Annotated in this window: 20 protein-coding genes; 7 read left to right on the forward strand and 13 right to left on the reverse strand. The window is 43.1% G+C overall.

Annotation, left to right across the window (positions count from 1 at the left end; genetic code table 11):
* The first annotated feature begins 11 nt into the window (after positions 1–11).
* From NST94_RS15610 to NST94_RS15630, 5 genes are all read left to right on the forward strand, one after another.
* On the forward strand, positions 12–908 hold the full coding sequence (locus NST94_RS15610; protein ID WP_076302989.1) for a carbohydrate ABC transporter permease: 897 nt from the start codon (positions 12–14) through the stop codon (positions 906–908).
* Between the two features lie 111 nt (positions 909–1019).
* The gene (locus NST94_RS15615) at positions 1020–2645 is read left to right on the forward strand and encodes an ABC transporter substrate-binding protein (protein WP_076302990.1); all 1626 of its coding nucleotides are present in this window, start codon (positions 1020–1022) and stop codon (positions 2643–2645) included.
* A 24-nt stretch (positions 2646–2669) separates the two neighbouring features.
* Positions 2670–5141 carry a PfkB family carbohydrate kinase gene (locus tag NST94_RS15620; RefSeq protein ID WP_076302991.1) on the forward strand — a complete coding sequence of 824 codons (2472 nt, stop codon included), beginning with the start codon at positions 2670–2672 and terminating at the stop codon, positions 5139–5141.
* Entirely contained in the window at positions 5138–7417 is a 2280-nt protein-coding gene (locus NST94_RS15625; RefSeq protein ID WP_076302992.1) for a GH32 C-terminal domain-containing protein, read from the forward strand. The genes NST94_RS15620 and NST94_RS15625 overlap by 4 nt, the downstream gene beginning before the upstream one ends.
* Before the next feature lie 118 nt (positions 7418–7535).
* Positions 7536–8327, forward strand: a complete 792-nt coding sequence (locus NST94_RS15630; protein WP_076184857.1) for a hypothetical protein — start codon at positions 7536–7538, stop codon at positions 8325–8327.
* A gap of 344 nt (positions 8328–8671) precedes the next feature.
* On the opposite strand, the gene NST94_RS15635 is transcribed toward NST94_RS15630, so the two are convergent.
* A complete protein-coding gene (locus NST94_RS15635; protein ID WP_076302993.1) occupies positions 8672–9229 on the reverse strand; it encodes a hypothetical protein in 558 nt (185 codons plus the stop codon).
* A 13-nt stretch (positions 9230–9242) separates the two neighbouring features.
* On the opposite strand from NST94_RS15635, the gene NST94_RS15640 reads away from it, so the two are divergent.
* Entirely contained in the window at positions 9243–9713 is a 471-nt protein-coding gene (locus tag NST94_RS15640; protein ID WP_076302994.1) for a HAMP domain-containing sensor histidine kinase, read from the forward strand.
* 734 nt (positions 9714–10447) lie between these two features.
* Here the strand turns inward: NST94_RS15640 and NST94_RS15645 are convergent.
* Positions 10448–11065: a TetR/AcrR family transcriptional regulator gene (locus tag NST94_RS15645; protein WP_076302995.1), complete on the reverse strand. Its 618-nt coding sequence runs from the start codon at positions 11063–11065 to the stop codon at positions 10448–10450.
* A gap of 139 nt (positions 11066–11204) precedes the next feature.
* Positions 11205–11963, reverse strand: coding sequence for an SDR family oxidoreductase (locus NST94_RS15650; RefSeq protein ID WP_076302996.1), 759 nt, complete (start codon positions 11961–11963; stop codon positions 11205–11207).
* A 450-nt stretch (positions 11964–12413) separates the two neighbouring features.
* On the opposite strand from NST94_RS15650, the gene NST94_RS15655 reads away from it, so the two are divergent.
* Positions 12414–13127, forward strand: coding sequence for an SDR family NAD(P)-dependent oxidoreductase (locus NST94_RS15655; RefSeq protein WP_339281062.1), 714 nt, complete (start codon positions 12414–12416; stop codon positions 13125–13127).
* A gap of 303 nt (positions 13128–13430) precedes the next feature.
* On the opposite strand, the gene NST94_RS15660 is transcribed toward NST94_RS15655, so the two are convergent.
* From NST94_RS15660 to NST94_RS15705, 10 genes are all read right to left on the reverse strand, one after another.
* A complete protein-coding gene (locus NST94_RS15660) occupies positions 13431–13757 on the reverse strand; it encodes a hypothetical protein (protein ID WP_339281063.1) in 327 nt (108 codons plus the stop codon).
* Between the two features lie 1683 nt (positions 13758–15440).
* Positions 15441–15974, reverse strand: coding sequence for a putative immunity protein (locus tag NST94_RS15665; protein WP_081387607.1), 534 nt, complete (start codon positions 15972–15974; stop codon positions 15441–15443).
* Between the two features lie 15 nt (positions 15975–15989).
* Positions 15990–17867, reverse strand: coding sequence for an asparagine synthase (glutamine-hydrolyzing) (gene asnB / locus NST94_RS15670; protein ID WP_339282151.1), 1878 nt, complete (start codon positions 17865–17867; stop codon positions 15990–15992).
* A gap of 147 nt (positions 17868–18014) precedes the next feature.
* Entirely contained in the window at positions 18015–18953 is a 939-nt protein-coding gene (locus NST94_RS15675; RefSeq protein WP_076218049.1) for an alpha/beta hydrolase, read from the reverse strand.
* A 278-nt stretch (positions 18954–19231) separates the two neighbouring features.
* Positions 19232–19444: a DUF896 domain-containing protein gene (locus NST94_RS15680; protein ID WP_036676956.1), complete on the reverse strand. Its 213-nt coding sequence runs from the start codon at positions 19442–19444 to the stop codon at positions 19232–19234.
* 62 nt (positions 19445–19506) lie between these two features.
* The gene (locus NST94_RS15685; protein ID WP_248548678.1) at positions 19507–19923 is read right to left on the reverse strand and encodes a MarR family transcriptional regulator; all 417 of its coding nucleotides are present in this window, start codon (positions 19921–19923) and stop codon (positions 19507–19509) included.
* Between the two features lie 189 nt (positions 19924–20112).
* Positions 20113–21207: a HAMP domain-containing sensor histidine kinase gene (locus tag NST94_RS15690; RefSeq protein WP_036676951.1), complete on the reverse strand. Its 1095-nt coding sequence runs from the start codon at positions 21205–21207 to the stop codon at positions 20113–20115.
* Positions 21208–21288: 81 nt separating this feature from the next.
* Positions 21289–21927, reverse strand: coding sequence for an ABC-2 transporter permease (locus NST94_RS15695; protein WP_076218050.1), 639 nt, complete (start codon positions 21925–21927; stop codon positions 21289–21291).
* 645 nt (positions 21928–22572) lie between these two features.
* Positions 22573–23442: an ABC transporter ATP-binding protein gene (locus NST94_RS15700; RefSeq protein ID WP_076126629.1), complete on the reverse strand. Its 870-nt coding sequence runs from the start codon at positions 23440–23442 to the stop codon at positions 22573–22575.
* Positions 23439–23819 carry a GntR family transcriptional regulator gene (locus NST94_RS15705; RefSeq protein WP_076126630.1) on the reverse strand — a complete coding sequence of 127 codons (381 nt, stop codon included), beginning with the start codon at positions 23817–23819 and terminating at the stop codon, positions 23439–23441. The genes NST94_RS15700 and NST94_RS15705 overlap by 4 nt, the downstream gene beginning before the upstream one ends.
* Positions 23820–23925 lie beyond the last annotated feature (106 nt).

Here is a 23925-nt window from a genome sequence, read left to right on the forward strand (position 1 = left end):
AGGAGACGATTATGAATCAATTATTGAAGCGAAAGAGCAGAGGGGATGTATGGTTTGACATCATCAATTACATTCTGTTGACCATTATTATGCTGCTAGTATTGTACCCGTTGTATTTTGTACTGGTTGCCTCATTCAGTGACCCCAATTACATTTACTCCGGTGAGGTCTGGCTATTCCCGAAAGGCTTCACGCTGGACGGTTATGAACGGATATTCAGTGACTCCTCCATTTGGATCGGATATGGCAACTCCATTCTTTATGCAACGCTGGGAACATTAATTGGAGTAGCCGTGACAGTATTTGCAGCCTATCCGTTAGCCCGGAAGGATCTGGCCGGGAAGTCTTTGATTATGTGGTTTTTGCTGGTTACCATGTTTTTCAGCGGCGGGCTGATTCCCACCTATCTGCTGATTAAAGATCTGCACCTGCTGAATACGATGTGGGCGCTGGTCATTCCCGGGGCAGGCGGTGTCTTTAACGTCATTATTGTAAGAACCTTTTTTCAGTCATCCATACCAGACGAAATGTGGGAAGCGGCTTCAATCGACGGATGTTCCAACACCAGATTCTTCTGGAGCATCGTTCTGCCGTTGTCCAAGTCCATCCTGGCGGTAATGGTGTTATACCATGTGGTCGGCTTCTGGAACGGATTCTTCGATGCATTGATTTACCTAAATGATGAGAGCAAGTATCCGCTGCAATTAGTGCTACGCAACATCCTTGTCCAGAATCAGGTCAACTCCGGCATGATGATCGATGTGGAATCCTATGCAGCCAAGATGCGTGTGACGGAACTGATCAAATACGGGGTCATTATGGTATCCAGTCTTCCGCTGTTGATTTTGTATCCTTTCCTTCAGAAGTACTTTGTTAAAGGCGTAATGATTGGCTCCATCAAAGGATAATACTTTGACGCGGTACTTGAAAGGGGGGATGCACAGCGTATTCAGAGCAATATATGAAAACAAAACAGGAGTAATTAGCTGGCGGGATGAACAAAAGGGAGGTTATCGAAAATGAGTTCTTTATTTAAAAATGCGGGGATTCTGGTATTGGCAGGAGCGTTTGCGCTGAGCGGATGTTCGGGTAACGGTAACGGGTCAAACAATCAGGCGGAAAATTCCAATCAGAAAGACAATTTCAATGCAACCGGTCTTCCCGTTGTAAACAAACCAGTGTCGTTAAGAATGGTAGCCCCGAAGGCGGCCCTGGCACCAGAGTTCTCAGAGATGGAAATCTTCAAGCGGCTGGAGCAAGAAACCAACGTGAAGATTAATTGGGAGAACATTCCGGATACCGATTATACAGAAAAGAAAAACCTGCTTCTCGCAAGTGGCGATTTGCCGGATGCCTTCTATGCAGCCGGATTCACTGATTACGAGCTTATCAATTATGGTGAAGATGGAACGCTAATTCCGCTGGAGGATTTAATTGATCAATATGCGCCTAACCTGAAAGCGATTCTGGAGCGCCGTCCTGATATCAAATCATCGATCACAGCGCCGGATGGGCATATCTACGGTCTGCCGTCCTGGGAAGAAAACAACCTTGGAACCAACCCTTTCTTTCACGTCATTAATAAAAGCTGGCTGGATAAGCTTGGCCTAAAAGTACCGGAAACGCTGGATGAATACACGGAAGCGCTGCTTGCCTTCAAAACAAAAGATCCGAACGGCAACGGCAAGCAGGATGAAATCCCGTTAAGCTTTATGCACATGCAGTGGTGCATGGATATTGCCGGACTATTCGGTGCCTTTGGTCTTCCGGATAATCTGGAACACCGTGTCGTCCGCGATGGAAAAGTCATTTTCACCGCAACTCAGCCTGAATATAAGGATGCTTTGAATTATTTCCATGAAAAATGGTATAAGCAGGGCCTGATTGATCCGGAATCCTTCACTCAGGATGCAGCACAGTATCTGGCCAAAGGTAAAACGACAGATGAGACGCTGGGATCTTATGTCTGGTGGGAAGCCGAAGAAGTTGTCGGAACCGAACGTGCCAAGGATTATGTGCTATTGTCTCCGCTTAAAGGCGCGGATAGCGAGCAGACGATTGGACGCGCTAATGGCGGCGGTCCGGGGCGCGGGTCTTTTGTCATTACCAAAGAGAACAGCAATCCAGAAATCACCATGCGTTGGATTGACCAGCAGTATGAACCTTACATGGCTGCTCAAATCCACTGGGGACCACAGGATGTCGTGTACAAGAAGGACGAAAACGGAAAACTGGTGAATTTACCGCTTCCTGAAGGAGCCTCAGCAGGTGAATTCCGACAGAAGGTTGCTCCGGGATCAGGTGCACCCGGTATCATTACTTTCGATGACTTCGGAAAAGTGGTAGATATGGAACCCCGGGCTCAGCAGCGCGCCGAGGACCTGGAGAAATATTACAATCCGTATATGGAAAAAGAAAACTATCCGAACATCTTCTTTGAGCCGGAGGAACTGGATATCATCAATAAGATTGAGCCGGAACTGATTAAATATGTAAATACCCAAAGAGGAAAATTCATTGTGGATGGCGGCGCAGATGAGGCGTGGGACAACTACATTAAAACACTGGAAAAGATGGGCCTGAATGAACTGATGGAGATCTATCAAAAAGGGCTGGATCGCTATAACGAAAATCTGAAAAAATAAATAGAAGTTAGGTGGGGAGAAACTGTGCTTGATGTCATCGCTATAGGGGAAGTATTGATAGACTTTACACCGGCAGGCAGGACGACTGGGGGGAATGATCAGTTTGAATGCAATCCGGGGGGAGCTCCGGCTAACGTAGCCGCAGCGCTATCCCGCTTGGGGGCCAGATCAGCACTGATCAGCAAAGTTGGGGAAGACCAATTCGGTTCATTGCTGCAAAATGCTCTGCGTAACAGCGGGGTAGATGTAACAGGAGTTTCGGTTACCAATGAAGCGAGTACAACGCTGGCCTTTGTCCATCTGGACGATCAGGGGGACCGGTCCTTCAGCTTCTTCCGGAAACCGGGGGCGGATACCTTCTTACACTCGCAGGATGTTCCGCTGGCGCGGATTGAAGCATGTCAGGCGCTGCATTTTGGTTCGTTGTCGATGACCCATGAACCTGCTCGCACGGCTACCAGGACGGCAGTTCTTAAGGCGAAGGAAGCAGGAGTTCTACTGTCGTTCGATCCTAACATCCGGTTTTCTTTATGGGAGAGCAAGGAAGAAGCCAGACAGAATATTTTTTGGGGCCTGAATTATGCTAATATTCTGAAAATCTCAGAAGAAGAGCTTTCTTTTATAACCGGAACTAGTGATGTTGAACAGGGTTCACAAGAGCTCCAGCAGAACTTCGATATCATGCTCATTATCGTCACTCTAGCGGAAAAAGGCTGCTATTACCGTTTGGCTGGTCAAGAGGGATATGTACCGGGCTTTAAGGTCAAGACCATTGACACAACAGGAGCCGGTGATGCTTTTCTGGGCAGTATGTTATTTAAGATTCTGGAAAGCGGAAGCTCTTTACAGGATTTGACCAAGCTGCAAATCACCAACATGCTGACCTTTGCCAATGCCGCCGGAGCGCTGGTAACCACACGAAAGGGGGCTCTTGGGTCCATGCCAACGACAGATGAGATTAACGATATGATAGAGTCCAGCAAACAATTCAATGATGAGCGGTTCAGACCGGGGTTTCATTTCACACCTCCCTCAAACTGGGCAAACGATCCCAACGGATTAGTCTATTATGAGGGAAGCTATCATCTATTCTATCAACATCATCCTTACGGTAATAAATGGGGACCAATGCACTGGGGCCATGCTGTCAGTGAAGACCTGATTCAATGGGAGCACGCGCCTATTGCTCTATTCCCGGATGAGCACGGAGCGATCTTTTCGGGATGCTGTGTAGTGGATTGGAATAACAGCAGCGGCTTATTCGAAGATTCAGATGGACTGGTCGCGATCTTTACGCATGCCGATAACCATTCGGACACGGGGCAGCCGCGCCAGCGGCAGAGCCTGGCTTACAGCAGCGATAAGGGCAAGACCTGGCATAAGTATGACGGAAATCCGGTGCTGATCGAGGAAGAACTGATAGACTTCCGGGACCCTAAGGTGTTCTGGCATCCGCAAAGTGAACGGTGGATTATGGTGATTGTCGCTGGAGATCATGCCCTGTTCTACGCATCCGAGAATTTGCGTGAATGGTCGCTGACCGGTGAATTTGGTATAAATGAAGGGTCACATGATGGCGTCTGGGAATGCCCTGATCTGTTTCAACTGCCGGTGGATGACACCGGGCGTTCAAAATGGGTGCTGATCATCAGCATCGGAGATAATCCCAATTGTCCAGAGGGATCGCGTACGCAATATTTTATTGGAGAGTTCGATGGAAAGACGTTCATCAATGACAATCCTGCGGATCATTTACTGTGGCTAGACTATGGAAGAGATAATTATGCGGGAGTTACCTGGTCCGATATTCCGGAGCAGGATGGACGCCGCGTAATCATCGGATGGATGAGCAACTGGAAATATGCCAACGAGACGCCTACCGGCTCCTGGAGAGGTGCAATGACTTTGCCCCGCGCCTTGTCCCTGACTAGTAAGAACGGAAGTGTCGTGCTGAGCCAAATGCCTGTTCGGGAAATAGAGCAGCTGCGTAATGAATCTATGAGCTGGAACGATGTCACAGTTACGCCGAAGACTCCTTTTATACAGCAGACGAATAGTGATCTGTTAGAAATTAAAGGAGAGATTGATATCAAATCCGGGGACGAGATATGTATCCATCTGCAATCTGGCGGACAGCAGAGCGAAATTATTATCGGATATGACCCTGCTAAGGAATGGCTGTTTACCGACCGTTCAGAAAGTGGTCTGACTGATTTCCACCCGGCGTTCGCAAGCCGTCACGGTGCCAGCCTGGCCGCTACGAACGGTAAGCTTAAGCTGCACATCTGGCTGGATCGCAATGCAGTTGAAGTTTATGCGGCTAATGGTCTGGTTGTGTTAACCGATCAGATTTTCCCGGATGCTCCGATTGAGAATATTCAGATAAGTACACAATCAGGACAGGTTGTCCTGAACTCGCTTCAAATCCATACGCTGAAGTCCATACAGATTCCGAGTGTTAGCACAGGGCAGTCTTCAGGGAGGAATGAGGCATGAGTAGCCAAGTCGGTAACCGGGGACTAATGATGCATTGGGCTTTTGATGAAGGGACCGGAGCGAGCGCTATGGAGAGCGTCACTAAGACGGTAGATGAGATTCATTATGTATTCAACAACGCAGAGTTTACCGACCCTTGTACTCCGCTGTGGAGACAGGGGGTAACAGGAAGTGGTCTCCTCTTCGATGGTTACTCAACATATATTGCTCATTCTGTCCACGGAGAAGAGTGTAACGGAGAGCCGGAATTTCTATCGGCTCTCAGCATTGGGGTTTGGGTTGCCCCGCGCACCTATGAGTGGGGACATGAAGGCAAACTGGCTGCCATAGTGAACCGCTACAATAACAAGGCTAAGCAGGGATATCTGCTTGGCATGTTCCGTCACGGCTCCTGGTCCTTCCAAATCGGGCTTGAGGGAGGAGAATGGAAGGAAATCTGGTCGCCGGACGGCTATGAACTTCCTAAGAATGAGTGGTCTTATGTGAACGCTGTATTCGATGGAGAAGAGGGTGAAATCAAGCTGTTCCTGAACGGCACCGAAATCATATCGGCAGCGGTGCCCCGCGGTTCCCGCCTGGCTGAGGCGTTGGACACGGATCTGTTCATCGGCAGGAATAATCACAGCAGCAGGCTTGCCGAAGTGTTCAGCCTTCATATGTTCAGCGGGATCATGGATGAGTTGAAGATTTATAACCGTGCCCTAAGTAATGAGGACGTAGCAGCTTTTTATCAGGAAGTGTTGGATTCCGCACATGGAGGCGTCCGGCCGCAATTGAGATATGACGACATCAAGCTGGATCGTACACCTCTGCTTACGGATCGGCACAGACCGCAGTATCATGTCAGCCCGCCGGCACATTGGATGAACGAGCCTCATGCGCCAATTTATTTTGAAGGGCAGTATCATTTGTTCTATCAGCACAATCCGCAAGGACCGTACTTTCATCATATCCATTGGGGACATTGGGTGAGTGAAGATCTGGTGCATTGGCGTGATCTTCCTGTAGCGCTGGCACCTGAGAAGGATCAGCTCGCACCGGACGGGATATGGTCTGGAAGTGCAACCTATGATGCAGAGGGACTGCCAGTGCTGTTCTTTACGGCAGGCAATGATAGTGCTTCACCGAATCAGAGCGTCGCGCTTGCCCGTAGCACTTATCCGCAGGATGGAGACCCGGATCTCATTACGTGGATTAAACACTCGGTGCCGCTCATCGTGCAGCAGAAGGGAATGGGTGCATTCGGAGATTTTCGGGACCCGTTTGTGTGGAAGGATGAGAACGGCTGGTATGCCCTGGTCGGGTCAGGGATTGAAGGCGAAGGCGGGGCAGCGCTGGCATTTACCTCGCAGGATATGCTGAATTGGACATACAAAGGGCCTTTCCATCAGGCGGATATTCAGAAGTTCCCTTATCTTGGACCCATTTGGGAGTTGCCTGTACTTCTTCCCTTAGGCACTGACAACAAGGGGGGAAACAAGCATCTTCTGCTGGTTAGTCCTGTAGGAAAGGGTGCCGATGTTGAGGTATTCTATTGGATCGGGCAGCTGGATCAAGACAATCTTTCATTTATCCCGGATCTAGAAGAACCGCAATTGATAGATGTCGGTGATTTCCATTTTACCGGTCCGAGCGGCATGGTTGATCCGAAGACTGGTCGAAATATCGTCTTTACGATTGCACAGGGTGATCGTACTTCTAAATTGGAATACCAGTCAGGCTGGGCTCATAACGGCGGCTTGCCGCTAAACGTCTATTTGCGGGAGGATGGGCGGCTCGGAGTCGAGCCGGTTCAGGAGCTAGAGTCGCTGCGCGGTGGGAAACGATTATCGCTCCAGGACACGTCACTGGCTGAGGTAAATGTACAGTTGAGGGATGTTCAAGGCGACATGCTTGAGATTCAATTGGAACTGGATCGAGGCAGTGCCACACAACTCGGAATCAAGGTCCGGTGTACACCGGATGGAGAAGAGGAAACGTTGCTGTATTATGATTTTAATGAAGCTAAGTTCCTTGTCGACCGTACGAAAACGACACTGCATCTAGGTGAAAAGTGTAGTGGGGTTCAAGGAGGGAAGCTGGAATTGTTAGGAGAGAATCTGAAGCTGCATATCTATTTGGATCGCTCCATGGTCGAAGCCTATGCCAACGGTTTGAAAAGCCTGACGACCCGGGTTTATCCCAGCCGTAAGGATGCATTAGGACTTGAGCTCTGGGGAGATGGTAAGTCATTGGTGAAGTCCATGGAAATATGGGATATGAAGTCTATTTGGTAACGCGGGGCGCCCAGGCGCTCCTTACCCCTTGAAGAAAAAAAACGCCTCAAATAAGTAAATCGCTAAATGGAAGCGCTTTATTTTGGCGTGAATAAAAAGTGACTAAGGAGGCTTGTTAATGAGGGATGCCAACAGTAGTAAATCTTGGATCTTCAAAATGGTTGTTGGGGTTATGGCTCTTCAGCTTATGACTCCGGCAATCCAGGGTACAGCCGCAGCAGGAGTTGTATTGGAAGGTGGGGAAGCTTCTGATCTAAAGGCGGACATAGGATCGTCAGTTACAGATACGGTCTACCAAAATACAAGTAATGGTTTGGGATCATCCGTAACGGATACGGTCTATCAAATTGAGAATCCAGGCTTTGAAACTGGAGATATGTCAGGCTGGACGGTTGTCAAAGGCCAAGCGTTCGGTCAGGACAGTGTATCGGACGAAACCACTTGGTGGGGGGAACAAATTCCGTACAACCAGGAAGGTTCCTTTCATTTAAATGGCTGGAAGCATGACGAGGCTGCGACTGGCGTGCTTCGTTCCAGCACCTTCAAGCTAGGCGGCAGCGGCTGGATCAGCTTCAAGCTTGCCGGTGCAAAAAATCCAAAAAAGGCATATATAAATATCGTGGAAGCCGAGACAGGGCAAGTCATTGCCCGGTATGGCAATAGCGCCTTCGCTGACGTTGGCTTCCCAAATCCCGATCAGGGCTTGCGGCTTGCCAATATGGAGCAATATAAGGCGGATCTTTCCGAATATTTGGGCAAAAGGCTGTATGTGGAGATCGTTGACAATGCAAACTCGGATTGGGGCGTGATCTTTGCGGACGCCTTTTTCATGTACCATGAAGCCGAGCCGGCTGAAGGAATCGCCGCCACGGACATCAAGCCGGATTTCAAACGCCACCCCATCGTTTGATGGTGCATATGTTTCCATATGCTCTAACTTTAGACCTGTACATTCGGAAGTTCGTCAGTTCAGTCTGTTTGAACGTTCTTACCACCGAATCTACCTGTACTTCAAACCTCATGTTCTGTAAAACATGACGTACGCAGGATTATTGGCGGGAGGGTTTCGGGATACATGGTTCCGTCATTCCCAACCTCGGTTGTAAAGTTAAGATTACTGAAGTAATCTTCTGCTTTTCACACTGTTTGGTGCTTATAGCAGAACTTGTCGTACTTCTCCGTTAGATTAATGTTGTATGTCACTAATGCTGTTTCCGATCCGGTAACATTCCAATATGTCTCTGCGACAAGACATCATTTGCGTACGCTATCGTATACAGAATCGAGATATGCGATAGCAGCTTGCTCAGCAGTTTTCCTGCGTATCAGTCCTTCAGTATCTTGACGCAATCTTCTATAAATTTTTATGGAGAATTTCAGCGCGTGGTAACTACTTGAGGCGTCGTGGAGCGGAAGTGTCTCTTTAAGCTCTTCTATTTCGTGAGCGGCATATTGCTCCAGCCTACGTACTCCTGACGGAAGATGCCGGATATCCATAAGAATCAGGGACCCGAGCACGGCACTTCGTATGTAAGAGAGCAAATCAATGAACTCGAATAGTTCTCCTCTGCCTAACTTCGTTGCTCCATAATGCACCCATACCCAGAACCGATCCTCAATCCATTGAGGAGTAGGGGTAGGGTACGAAGGTGATGTCTCGGTGATTATTGAATGGAGCGAATTGTCGCGCTCCCAAAGTACGAGCGGATTCTCGACTCGTACTGCCAGCTCCGATGAGGAGATGAACTTCAAATCGACATGGAGCGGCTGAGGTCCATACAGAATCGGTGTCGGCGCGTTATTATCTATCATCGCAGGTTACTCTTTGGCTAGACGGGCGCTCATACCAATTCAGAAGGCTTGGGATAAGCAGCAGCAATTCGTTGCAGATGCCTCTCACGAGTTGAGAAGTCCGCCCTCGGTCGTCCGAGGGCAAACACAAATATTGTTACGCCATCCCGATCATACGATCGAGGAAGAAAGTGCTCCAATTTCAGCCATTCTGAAAGAAACCAAAAGAATGAGCAACATGGTAGACGGCCTACTTCTTCTGGCAAGAGGCGATTCACATGAGGAAGTTATCTCATGCAAACCTGTGCGAATTGACGACATCATTAAAGAGATCGCCAAAAAAATGGAGCAAATAATGGATTACAAGCAGTTGCGGGTACAGCTTCATGTCGAAGGCTCGGAATTGCTCATGAATGGAGATGAGAATCGTCTCATACAGTTGTTCATGATTTTGTTGGACAATGCCATTAAAATATACGCAGGCGGATGGGCAAATCGATCTTGAGTGTCTTAGGCAGGGGAAATCAGTTCTTGTAACCGTCAAGGATAACGGAGTGGGTATTTCGGAACATGAATTACCACTCGTATTTAATCGCTTTTATAAGGGAGATTCCTCTAGAAGTAGAGGGGATCACTGAGCAGGTTTAGGGCTATCGATCGCACGTTGGATCGTCAATCAACATCAAGGTACTGTCCACATTAGCAGCGGGGTAGGGTGTGGTACGACAGTTATGATTCGTTTTCCGCTGATTAGTTAAAAAATAATAGTACTCTTCAAAAGAGACTTACAATTGTTGTCGGAACTTTTGGGGATATCTATAGAACGCAGCAAAGATCGCAAGGCTCTAATTAATGATGTGGTTATTGCTCGGAACTCGGAAGAGGAAGTGATAAATAGATCAAATAATATAAACTTCTAGATTGTGAGACAATCATCCTGTCGAGGGACAAGAACTTGTACCGATTACCGGAATGGACAAGAATATAGTCCGATTGCATATTAGATGTATATCTAAGTAGATTGTGAGTCTCTATTGAGTGGCTACCACGCTAAAGGTTGGATTATGACAGAAAGTGCGGAGAACCGCATCACAGATAGAGGTGAGTTCTCTGAAGCAAAAGTCGCTCTAAAAATACGGTGATAATCAATAAACCCTGATGGTTCTTCATTTCTACAAAGAACGTAAATAAACGAATACGAGGGAGTCTCATATTGGGAGATCTCTCGTATTCGTCTTTTTAATCGGCATACTTGTTTATAATCGTATGAGCAGCCTCATCCGCTATTTGAAAAGCCTGCTCTCGTGAAATACTGAAATCAAGCAGCAACATTTTTGGCCATAGCACCTGCCCGGAAATAAGACTCATAAATTCGTTGGCCGTTTTTGATGCATGCGGCAGATTTATATTACCCAATTGAACTTCATCTACTAAATATTGCGTCAATTTCTGATGCACGGCGCCTTCGCCCAGTTCATAATGAAAAAGACTGAGCTCGGGGAACTGCTTGGCTTCTGCAATGACGACCCGGAATAAAGGAGCCATTCCATCACGAGTCAGCACGCATGCGTAGTCTCGTCCGAACTTTATTAATCCTTGCAGGGGAGAGCCGAGCTCCGGTGGAAAGTCCCATTCGGGATCAAGCTCCCAAAAATGCTTGACGATGGTTTCAAAAATCAATTCCTTCGTCGGGAAATGATTGAAAAGTGTACCTGTAGAGAGACCAGCAAGTTTTGCAATCTGAGCTAAAGTAGTCCGCGCATACCCTTTTTCAAAAAACAGTTCTTGTGCAGCGGCAATCGCGCACGCCCTTTTTTCTTCCTTTATACGTTCATGGTAAGTTGATTTAGTTCCCATAATTCCACTCCAAAGTTGGATTTAAGTCTTATCAGAGGGATAGCACCCTCTTCACTACTATACAACAGTTGATCGTGTTCTAAAAGAAAAAGCTGCCTAAGCACCCTCGGAGGGCTTAAGCAGCAATAGGGCTAACCTATTAGAGAATCGTTTGAGCGCCATCCAGAACCAAGTCAACGCCAATGGTGAAGCGTGACTCATCCGAAGCCAGATAAACAACAGCTTTGGCAATCTCTTCGGCAGTACCCATGCGTCCAGCCGGAATCCCGTCACGAATGCGGTTAATAACCATCTCACGAATTTCGTCAGACACGCCTAGCTTGTTCTTATCGTAAAGCGGGGTATCAATCGGTCCAGGACTCACAGTATTGAAGCGAATTCCGTGAGACGATAATAAGTCGGAATTCCAGGCTTTGGTCAGAGTGGAAATGGCGCCTTTAGTAGCCGCATAAGCATTGGAATGTGCATATCCGGCATGAGAACTGCTCGATCCCATTAAAACGATAGAGGATGGGTTCGCCATCACTGGAGTTAATGCCTGCATTAAGAAAAATGGAGCTTTTACGTTGATGGCAAACAAGCGGTCAAAGGCTTCTTCATCGATTTGCTCGAATGGACGCCAGTCAGATACGCCTGCGTTTAAAAAGGCAATATCCAGTTTACCAAAATGTTGTTCAACTCGATCAGCCAGTTGACGTTGAGCATTGAGGTCTCGGGAATCTGCCTGAAGCACAAGGACTTGATTTCCAAGTTCCTTTTGCGTTTTTTCTACATTTGCCGGAGTTACTCCGGTGACAATCAATTCAGCACCTTCAGCCAGAAATTGTTTGGCTGTCTCCAAGCCAATTCCGCTGGTGCCACCCGTAATAAGTGCTCGTTTACCATTAAGTCTAGTCATGTTAAAACCTCCATCGCAAGATACTTACAAGGACAAATATAAGCGAACAATAATGTAAAGTCAAGTAACTCAACTTTATATATTTTTTCTTATGTGATAAGATCATTTTGAGCACAAGAGACTGTGAATACAGAATTAAAGAAGTTTTTTATTCGTTTAGAGAAAGTGAAAGATGGACACTGACAAATGAGGGAGGAGTAGTCCTGATGAGACATTAGCTAAATAGGTTCAATGTCTGAAGATCGTTATCAAGTAGGAGAAGCCGGGAGGGCTTCCACTGTCTAAATTAGATACAAATAATCGTACAGAAGAGTATTTGTATCTATAGGAAATTGACTCCCATTTGCGATTGAAGTCACGAAAACCAATCGTTTTGTTTCAGAGAATAGAAGAAGGTTGATATGGTTTTGAACTCTTATGCAACTCTTTTTGGCAATGTTGGGCTATATCATGACTATTAATGTCTCTATGGAAGGTGAGTATACATTGAAAACAATGGTTATTATCGGTGCAGGACCAGGTCTGGGATTCTCGCTGGCCAAGACTTTTGGAAAAAACGGTTTCCGTATCGCCCTAGTTTCAAGAACACAGGAGAAATTGGACAAATATGCAGAGCAGCTTGGTGAGATGGGAATTGAAGCTCAGGGTTTTGCTGCCGATATCACTAACAAAATGCAACTTATGAGAGCTTTTCAAGAAATTAAGAATACGTTCGGTACAATCGATGTCTTGGAGTTTAGCCCGCATAGTGGAAATGTTACTACAACATCTGTTCTGGAAACGACTGATGAGAGCGCACTTCAATTTTTTAACAATGTTGTCATCGGAGCTATTAATACAGCTAGACAAGTCTTTCCAGAAATGATTGAACGGGGTGAAGGAGCACTTCTTTTCACAAGCGATCTTTCCGCAATGAGTCCAAGCTCGATGTTTGGAAATTCGGGTATCGCCATGTCTGGACTCCGAAACTATATTCTTAGTTTACACGAGCGTTTGCTTCCTCTTGGAGTATTTGTGGGCCATTTATCCATTAGTCCTTTAATCAAACAGGGTACAAGTTTTGATCCTGATCAAGTGGCTGAGGCTTGGTACAATCTGTATGATAAAAGAACAGAGGTAGAGGATACTTTTCCTAAAGGAATCATGCAATTTATCAAAAAATAAATAATTGCTAAGGTCTTTAAAAGCGATACTTTGAATTTTGTAACCCCGGCCAAAGCGACTTTATCAAAAGCGTGCCATTCACAGCTTTCCCTATTTAGTGGATCAAAAAAGCGTTAATCTCCTTCTCCTTGCTCGTTTTCCATGATAGTTGCCTGCTTTCGGTATACGGCAAATGAATATGAAATTCCCCCGAGGCACTGAATATAGGGTGCTTGCCGAAATTCGCATCCGTACGGACTTGACGTTCAGATATAGCTTATAGTCGATAGATTGAATTTCAAACGCTTCTAACGTATACTCCGATTACGCCGTAGTAAATACAATTCGCGCTTGAGGCATGATCGTCCGAATTTTTCTTGCCGCCGAGGTCCCCCTCAAACCTAGCATCTGAATATCCCAAAAAACGGTGCCAGCAGGCGTTGTCCGGAGAGGCTCAATCGCTCGAATCCGATCCATATACCGCCCAACTACCATCAGATCCCCGATCTTCACCTGTTGTATTTTAATGATTTGGATAAGAAATATCCGAAAATCATCAAAGAGCTCGAAGATTAAAAAAACAAGCTGACGTATAAGTAATGAAATCATCCCATAATAGACAGGAAGTAATCTGTCTATTATACGGAACATCTTATGAGTGACATGAGGAAAGACTATAATAAACCGCCAAAAGGTTGAATATAAAATGTAGTACGAGAAATGATGTCGGACGACAATAACAACAGAAGTCGCATAGTTGGTCATACACACCCAATCAAGAAGACAAACTTAAAAAGTCCCTTTTAAACAGCAACCGTTTCTCGGTATTAAAGCTGGGGAACGGTTGCTTAATTTTCTTAGAGATCTATTCTGGTTATAAAAAGAAACCAAGGATAGCCTTGATCTGAAGGAGAAACGGGAATTTCATACAGGAGAATTCAAAGGTATCAGGACAGCAAATCTTGATGCCTTTTTGTTTTATATACAGGTCAAAAATGAAGTTAGCGAGTCAAATTATATAGGTAACTAATAAAACAGAAGCGTGCTCACTCAATCTACGACATGTAATTTTCGTATTACGCAGCTCGTCAGCTAAAAGCACTGGATGTTCTGACGCATTACATATAACTGGAGCTGCACTCCAACGTTTTACTAGTTAGAGTGCAGCTCCATGAAAATGAGTGTTTTCAATTACTCTACGATAGGAAGATCTGCGGTATTCATCGGAACTGGTTCAGTACATGCTGGTTTTCCCGCCATAGCTTCCGATTCAAACGACTTGAGAGACCGAACAACTCAAGCGTAAAGTGGAAATGGGGGCCTTTGCGTCAGCATTTTCTATATTAACGCTGGTACTGATCTCATGGAATGCACGAAAGGAGAAGGTCCAGGAGACTGAACGAATCTCCAAATTGTCCGCACGGTATTATCGGCTTGCTCTGGACAAAGGTGAGACTATATTGCATTGGATAAGGAAGTGGAGCTTCTTCATCATTACCTGAATATCGAATGCTCCCGCTTCGTGATTCAACTAGATTATGACATCCAAATTAAGGTTCTACAGGTGATTATCGAGTCATCCCCAACATACTTCAGGTACCGGAGCACAGTATTCAATGAAAAAGCAATTTGTATTTAATCCGAATTGATTTTTTACTGCGAGAAAGGGGAGGGATCTTATAAAAATAACAGAACGAAAATCGAGCTATATCTAAGGAACCCTTAGCATCGCAGGATTATATTGGTCATCCATTTAAAATCAGAGAACTTAAAGCTACAAAAGTCAGTTGATAAATATGTAAAAAGATTAAGTTTTTAAAACCCGTTTATTTTTCATCTTTTGAAAATTAACGGGTTTTTATTTATAATAAAGAAGCGTTTTTAGTATGAAGGGAAGAACACCGTAAATCGTCAATGGGTACAAGTTCTTGTCCTCAGACAAATCCATATAGAACTATGTATAATCTAAGTAGAACGCATCTTAGTGACATATGTACAAAATACGGGTTTTGTGAGTAAGTAGTATATAAATTAATGGAAGCAACCAAGTAGATCCATAATATTACTAATTAGCTATCCATACTGATATCTAATCAATGTTCAAACCTGTTCAAAATAGCTGCCCTTTCCTAAGCAATTGATTCTTATTTAGTAATCGTATTATCTAAAACGAGTATTAAGCTTTAAAGCTCATCAAGTCTCGCATAAAACTTTAAGTACTAATAATGTTTTATTGTTTGCATTAGATTACATAACTCTCGATTATATAAAAAGTTAACTTTTCCCATTATTTAACTTTTAGAATCATCCTCATACATGTTCATCTTTAAACCTTCAATTACAAAGTAACTCTTCAGCTATCCTTAATTGTCTTTCCCGTTCTTTAGTAGCTGCCTCTGCAACTGAAGAATGATCTGATATGTAATTCACCAGTTTTACTGCATAGTCACTGCAAACCATAGCGTGTCCTCGCATATGTCCAGTTGCAATGGCTTGTGCAAAAGAACGGGCAGCATACTTACTAGCCTCGGTTGTGGACTCTTTGGCTAATTCATTGACAATAAATCCAACTTTTCTTAAGTCAAAGGCTCTAATCTCACCAGTTATACGCTTTTCTAGCGTTTCTATACCTAAATCAATCCGGGGGTCATTTACAAGCTGCTGGACCAGATGATCCAGGTGCTCAACTGCTACTTTCAAAGCCCATTTGGCCAGAAACTTCTGCGGCAGCTCTTCAAGCGTTTCTTCAAGCCGATTTCTTAATTCATGGTTATCTACAATCTTTATCTTTGGACTAGTATAAGTAAACATGTTAGTTTCTCTTAATTGCTGTTCATGTTTATTCCATGCATATTCCTCAATATTCAACGAATCACTCCCCCATTACAACACGGCACTGTTTAATTGCTTCAGGTCTTCTTTTATAAAAAGAGTGTACCATACTGAAAAAATGTAAATTATCCATATTCTACGCGAATAGTCGCCTTTATTACTCCGATGCTGGGTAAACATCTCTTCGATGATATTCATATTGAATATTTCTTCAATGCCACTATATCGTATTTGTTCGAACATTATATCTGAAATTGGAGTTTTGAGCCAATCACGAATGGGTACGGGAAATCCTAGTTTAGGTCGATTTACAATAGCTTCCGGAACGATTCCTTCCATAGCTTTACGCAAAGCAAGTTTTGTTGTTTTTTGGCCAATCCGATTGGACACAGGTATTTTACTAGCTGTCTCGAAAACCTCTTTATCTAAAAACGGGACTCTTAATTCTAATGAATGTGCCATGGACAGCTTATCTGCTTTTGATAAAATGTCTCCAGGTAACCAAAAATTCAGATCAATAAACTGCATTCTTGTCGTAGGGTCTAGGTGAGCTGTCTTATCATAAAAAGGCTTAACGATATCCATGGGATGTAAAAAGCTATTCTGAGCGTGTACCGATTCGTGAAGCAAGTTCATTTTACCGCTTTTGTTAAAAATATTAGCATTTCCGAAAAAACGCTCTTCTAAAGGTGTCAGACCCCGAAGTAAATAATTTTTGCCATAAAAATGATAGGGATATACAGATAATGATTTTCGTAACGAATCCTTTATGAAGTTAGGCATCCAGGTTATCGGTCTTAATGCATTTGGCTCTCTATAGATTCTATACCCTCCGAATAATTCGTCAGCGCCTTCCCCTGATAGGACAACCGTTACATGTTCTTTTGCAAGCTGGTTTAGATGATAGAGTGCAATAGCGGAAGGATCTGCAACAGGCTCATCTAGATGCCAGACCGTTTTCGGGATACTTTCAAAAAAATCTTTTTGCGATAAAATGTGAAAATAATGATCTGTCCCCAGTTTGGCTGCCGTTTGATTTGCGACGATTGTTTCATTGTTCAGCCCTTCAAATCCAATCGAAAAGGTTTTTGTTGATTCTTCTGCTCTCATCATTGCAGCTATTGCGGTGGAGTCAATTCCACTGGACAAAAAACATCCTCTATCCACATCACTTTGTAAATGAAGGTTTACAGACTCTTTCAATTTCCACTGAATTTCTTCGGCATAGTCTGCTAAAGATCGTTCTACCGGTTGAAAATGGGGTTCCCAATATTTCTCGATCTTCATTTCACCATCCGAGTTAACAAATAATCGCTCCGCAGGTCCTAATTTATGAATGTGTTCAAACATCGTATCAGGATGCGGGACATACTGAAAAGTTAAGTAGCTGAATAAACTTTGATATTGAAGCTTTCTGGGTACCCCTTGCACTGCAAGTATGCTTTTAATTTCCGAAGCAAATAAAAGATTATTTTCGTCTTTGTAATAATAAAAAGGTTTGATCCCGAAATGATCTCTAGCAGCAAAAAGAGATTGTTCCTTAAGATCCCAAATCGCAAAACTAAACATTCCACGTAAATGATGGACACAGTCCTTGCCGTATTCCTCAAATAAATGCACAATGACCTCTGTATCTGATTGCGTCTGAAAGTGATGTCCTTTTAGCTTTAACTGATCTCGTAGTGTTTTATAATTATAGATTTCACCATTAAAAACAATCCAAAGGGTACGATCTTCATTCGTCATCGGTTGATTACCATCACGTAAATCAATTACAGACAATCTGCGAAAACCAAGTCCAATGTGAGAATCGAGCCATACTCCCTCATGATTGGGGCCTCGGTGATTCATAACCCCTGTCATTTGTTTTAAGGTTTCTTCCTGTGGTGGCTGTCCATTATATTTTAATATTCCTGCTATTCCGCACATACTATGGTAGTCCTTCCTATAATAAAGATTAGGATATAGAGTGCCCATAATTGCTTTGATAAATTTATCATTTTTTTCTAAAGGATTCACTTATTTGAAAATACAAAAAAAGAAAAGCCTGTATTAGCAGGCTTTTCTCATCCATTCTTACTTTATCTCTCCCATAAAGCTTCTAAAGTTCTCGACAATGTCTTTAGATCGGGTATGGTGCAAATAATGCTCCCCATCAAGCAACATCAATTTCCCGTGTAAGGAGTCTTTAATCTGTTCTTTATGCAGGGATTCCCAGCCTGGAACATCCGTATTTTCTTTCACTAGGAAGAAAATAACAGGAAGATCTTTAGGGAAATTTAATGTTTCCGTGGCTTTGAAATTACTTTTAAAATGCTCTGCTTCGCTGATGATATTTGGATTCATCATGTTTTTAAGTGAAATCATTCTATTTTGTTCTTTAGTTTCCTCATCATCACTTGGTGTAACGATTTGGGCTGGATTAAGCTTTACCAGCAATCTCATAAATCCTGAGTTTTTAAGCAGCTTATAGGTTCCTGATGGAAATTCTTCATCGTTGCCCCCTTGTGTGGGTACGCTGCTGTCTATGCCTACGAATGCACTAACCTCGTTTTCGTATTTGTTCACATAGTCCAGTCCGTAAATTCCCGCTATAGAATGTCCCATCAGAATATAACGATCTATCTTTAATTCTTGTAAAGCTTCATGAAGCTCACTCACGATATTGTCGACCGTTCGTTCTTTTGTGGTGACATCGCTTAGTCCATAACCAAACGGCTCAACTACTACAACTTTATAGAAAGGAGTCAGTTCATCTACAAGTGGTTTGAAATCAATTACGGGTGATGCGGTTCCAAACCCTGGGAGTAACACGACTGTTTCCTTGCCTTGCCCTTGTATGGTAACATTCATCTTTTTCCCGTCGACAGGTACAAGCTGACCATAGGGTTCTATTTTTCCTTTCTCCACTTTATTGCTGATCACATTGACTGTAAAAACGATGACCAGAAAAAGTGCTATGAGTATGACTATAGCGACTATTACTTTAAGTAAAATTAATAATGTTTTTTTCATACTTTCATTTCCTTCCTTGGTGTTTCTTTTAGTTTCTCCAACTTCTGCACCCCTTCATGTTATCCCTTATCTTTTGTCTATTTCATTCTAACAATCCAGTCTTAGATCCTGTGTAACGCAAGTTTAATTGATTCTTAACTTTCAACAGCTCCTAATGATAACGAATTAAGCTTCTGTTAAGATTTATATAACAAAAAACACCTCTAGATATCCGTCGATCAGCCATAGGCTAATCTAACGTTATCTAAAGGTGTAGTTTCCACTTATTAGTTCATTGATTATTTACGCGCTGCACGAAGCTTCTCAGGGGTTACGTCATTTCCATCCGGATCTAAAATTGTCACTCCAGAAAGACTGTTACGAACTTGTCCACGAATTTCACGTAGATAGTCTTCACGCAATGCGATCTGTTCAACCCATTCGCCTTGTGTCAAGCCTACTTCACGTTCTTTCTTAGCTAATTCATTGATGCGAGTCAAACTTGTAATCATCTATGTTCCTCTTTTCTTAGTTTTAATTAGCTTACTAACGGTTATGGCGATTAGTTCCAGATTCAAGCTAAATTATCGGCCATTTGTTTCATAAGTCTTCTTAATAATAAACGTTCTTCAGGTATAATTCCGGCTAGTAATTTATCCAGCTGTTTGTTCCAGATCTGTTCCACAGGTTCGCAGAGATTACGTCCGGCTGGGGTTAGATACACTCGGCTAACTCTGCCATCTTCAGAATCTCTTTTTCGAACAACAAACCCATGATTTTCAAGAGATTTCACCATATTTGTTATGGTTGGAGGCTCACAATTCAAGCGTTCACTTAGCTGTATTTGTGTCATTCCATCTGTTCTCCATAACCGGCATAATAACTGTTCTTGACCCACATGAAGATTAAGTTCTCTAAGCAGTTCTGCATAATCTCTACGCATTTCCGCTGATATTCTATCCAGTAGTTCCCTTATCTCATCTTCTATCACAGATATTTCCTCCGTACTGCCTTACAAATTACTTAGCAAGCTAATAATATCACGATTTATTAAAAATTTCAAATAAATGTCCGGTAACGTTCATCCTGTCTGCTGACCAAACCATTAAAAAAGGAGTAAAACCACAAGATCACATAGATCTCGGTTTTACTCCTGCTCAGTCGACACTTGACTTCGTTCTCAATTATTTTGTGGAAGCCGTACTTCAAACATCGTCCGCACTACACTGCTTTGTGCAGAAACTGTTCCAGCATGTTGTTCCACAATGTTTTTAGTGATAAATAAGCCCAGTCCCGTACTCCCTGTGGGATGCGTTCGCGCTCGATCCCCGGTGTAGAACATATCAAAAATACGCGGCAGCTCTTCCGGATCAATACAATCTCCATAGTTAATGATCTCAATAACGACTTCGTTTTCCTCTAAATACCCATGAATATCAATAAATTGACCGTCGCTTCCATATCGCGCTGCGTTGGTGAGGAGATTCTCAAATACACGTGCCAGCAGCTCACCGTCACCCTCTATCTTCAGAGGTTGGGTTACATCCAAGCGGGAAGTAAGACCATTTTTCTCAAAAACGGGATATAACTCTTCATTTAACTGCAAAAGAAGCTCACTCAGGTCGATCGAGGTTTTTTCAAGCGTAAGCTTACCATAGTTCATTCTTGTGATTTCAAATAGCTCATCAATTAATTTTTCCAAACGTTGAGATTTAGTATAAGCAATCGTTGTATAATGTCTGGTCTGTTCTGGCGTTAATTCATTGTCCTTCAGGATAAAATCCAAATAACCTATAACGGAGGTAAGTGGTGTACGCAGATCATGTGCCAGATTTAATACAAGTTGATCTTTACTGCTCTCCGCAAAGTCGCCCCGCTCGATAGCTTCCTGAAGATGGTCAATAGCCAGATTGATATCATGGCCAATAAGGCCGAATTCATCTTTAGATGGGATATCTACCCGCTCCGAGAAATCACCCGACGCCAGCTGATGGATCCCTTTCGAGATTTCCTTGAAATAATTTGCATATGGTTTAGTAAATATAAAAAAGAATAAGATGGCCAAAGGAATGAAGATAATCAGAAATGCATTAACATCACCGATATCCCGCATCAAGTAACGAACTTTAGTCAATGGATTTTCTAATAAGACCTCTGATCGATAATATCTCTGCAGAATTTTATAGATTGAAAAGGTAATTCCACCGGATACAAGCATACTGGCCATCAGCAGCATAATCATTTTTGTGCGAAAGCTATAGATCATTTTAGGCATTGGTTATATACCCTTCCCCTACTATTTATCTTTGTAGTGACAATGGTATATGAATTCATTCAAAATCTCAAATCCTTCGAATCAAAGATCTTTCCGCAAAAAAATCCGCAGAGAAATGATATATGAACAGCTAAGCAAGAATACATAAGCCAGCCCTAGGATTATAAAGGGAATGACTGTACCTTTCACTCCAAAACTCAGCCATCTGTTCACATCAGGTATCCACTGGATCAAAAAGCTAAACACGTTCGGTCCAAACATTACAATCATCATAAAAACAAGATTAACCACTTGCGCTCCCTTTGCCCCTAACCAGTAATGAATCGGTAAATAAAGCATCGCAAGGAGAGGGAAAATGGATAACGTAATACCAACCTCTTGCCAAAAATGAGGGGTTACGGCTTTACCTGTTACAATAATCAGGAGATAAGTAAAGGACGTGGCTGCCAGCCCAACAAGCGCATACGGAAGGATCGAAAAATATTTGGCACGGACAAGCTCTTGTCTCCTTACAGGGAGATTAACGAGAAACCGTTGCGTCATCTGCTGAGTATCCATTGAGCAGGAGCTTATCAATAACAGCATGGGTGGCATTACCGTAAATAAACTGAAGCTATGATAGTTCGAGTAAGCTATAAAAATAAAAAAGGGGATTAGCAGCATCAGAAATTTACGCAGAAGAATGAAGTCTTTTTGAATTAAAAAAAATGATTTATACACTTTACGTCCTCCTTAGCTTATAACTCTTCCTTGCTAAACAATCGTAGTGAAATCCTATAAGAGCAGTACAATATGGAGAGATAAACAATCCCTATCAAACCAATCGACAACAGATGATCCTGCAGCTTTATGTCGGTAATTGTTAAGAAAAAGGATGAATTTGAGAGTGAAGATCCAGTGTTCAGGGTGGTAATCGTTATTACTACATTAAAAAGGATATTGAAGTAATAGTTTTTGGAACCAAGCCAATAATGAATCGGCAGATAAATAGACGCAGCCAAAGGAATCATAAGTAACGTTAAAGATACCCCTATCCAATAAAACGGGCTAATGGAATATCCAAATGAAAAGGAAATTAGTAACAAAGCTAAAGAGCAAACCAAACCGATGAAACAATAAGGAATAAGTGATAAGTATTTAGCCAAGATAATCTCTTGCCGTCTTACTGGTAACCCTATCACAAACTTTGTGTTGTTATTCTGTGCATCCATAGAACAGGAGTATACGAGCAACAGTAAAGATTGAAAAGTAGCAAACATGCTGGAGTTATCCAGTTGAACATATGCGATGAACAAGATACTCAAGAGAAATATAGGGATAAAATTCCGCAGGAGAATAAAATCTTTTCGAATCAGCAACAAGAGATTAAACATACAAAGCGTTTCCCTTTACCGTAAAATACATGATTTCTTCCAGAGTAGGCGTTTCGCATATGGCATGACCTCTAAAGAAGTGTTCCCCCTCAGAGCGATTGTTCAGAAGACCCTCGAAACCAACTTCCGTCTCTCTAAGCCCGATGAACCATTTTCGTACATCCCGATCAAGCAACTCTTTATTGCCTTTTACCAGCATATATTTGTTGGCTAGAGATTCTTTCATTTCATTAAATACTAGGTGCCCTTCGTTCACAAAAACAATATAGTCCGCGATCCGGTCCAAATCAGTCGTATTATGCGTTGAAAAAAGAATAGACTTCTTCTCATCCTGGATATGCTCACTAAGCAAATCAAGCAACTCTCTTCGGAATATAGGATCAAGTCCTGCAGTAGGTTCATCCATAATAAGCAGATCTGCACCATGTGATAAGGCAATGGCGAGCGAATACTTCATTTTCATTCCTTTGGAGAGCTCCTTAATCTTTTTCCGCGGGGAAAGCTTGAACATCTCTATGTATTTCCTATACGTTTCTTGATCCCAACGACTATAAAAAGGAGCAATAATCTTACTCATCTGATCGATGGTTAATTGATCGTAAAAGTAATTTTCATCGGAGACATAGCCAATCCGATCCTTATTCTCTGCTTCATGGATAGACATCTCTTGGTCAAAAATCTTGACGCTGCCATGATCAGGAAACACCATCCCCATCATCATTTTTATTAATGTTGTTTTCCCTGCCCCATTCGGTCCAATTAGCCCCGTGATATACCCTTCTTTAATACCGAACGTAAGTTCGCATAGGCTAAAATGGCCATATTTTTTAGATATTTGGTCCAATTGAATGACTTCTTTCATTCTGTCTCCTCCTCATAAAGCAATTTCAACATCTCACTAAACTCAGCAAAATTAATCCCCAGCATTTTACTCTCGTCGATAATCTCCTTCATTTTGTTCTCCATAATCCGTAGCCGTTGTTCCCGAATAAACTCCTGATCTGCACCAGAAACAAAGGAACCTTTCCCCACAATTGAATTGATAAGCCCTTCTCTCTCCAGTTCTTCATAGGCTCGTTTCGTTGTAATTACGCTAATCTGCAGCTCTTTGGCTAATAGCCGGATAGAAGGTAATGGGGTGCCAGACACTAACTCTCCTTGCAGAATCATCTGGCGGATCTGGCTGACAATCTGTGCATAGATGGGTTCACCGGAAGTGTTGGATATCAATATGTTCATGTAATCGTGCCCTCACTCCTAGTTTATGTGTTATCAATGTATATATGTAATATATACACTATACCCATTGTTGTCAATTACCTTTCTTGTATCGGCAAAAAAGCTG

It is taken from the genome of Paenibacillus sp. FSL H8-0282, from assembly GCF_037963825.1.
Taxonomy (GTDB): domain Bacteria; phylum Bacillota; class Bacilli; order Paenibacillales; family Paenibacillaceae; genus Paenibacillus_AQ; species Paenibacillus_AQ odorifer.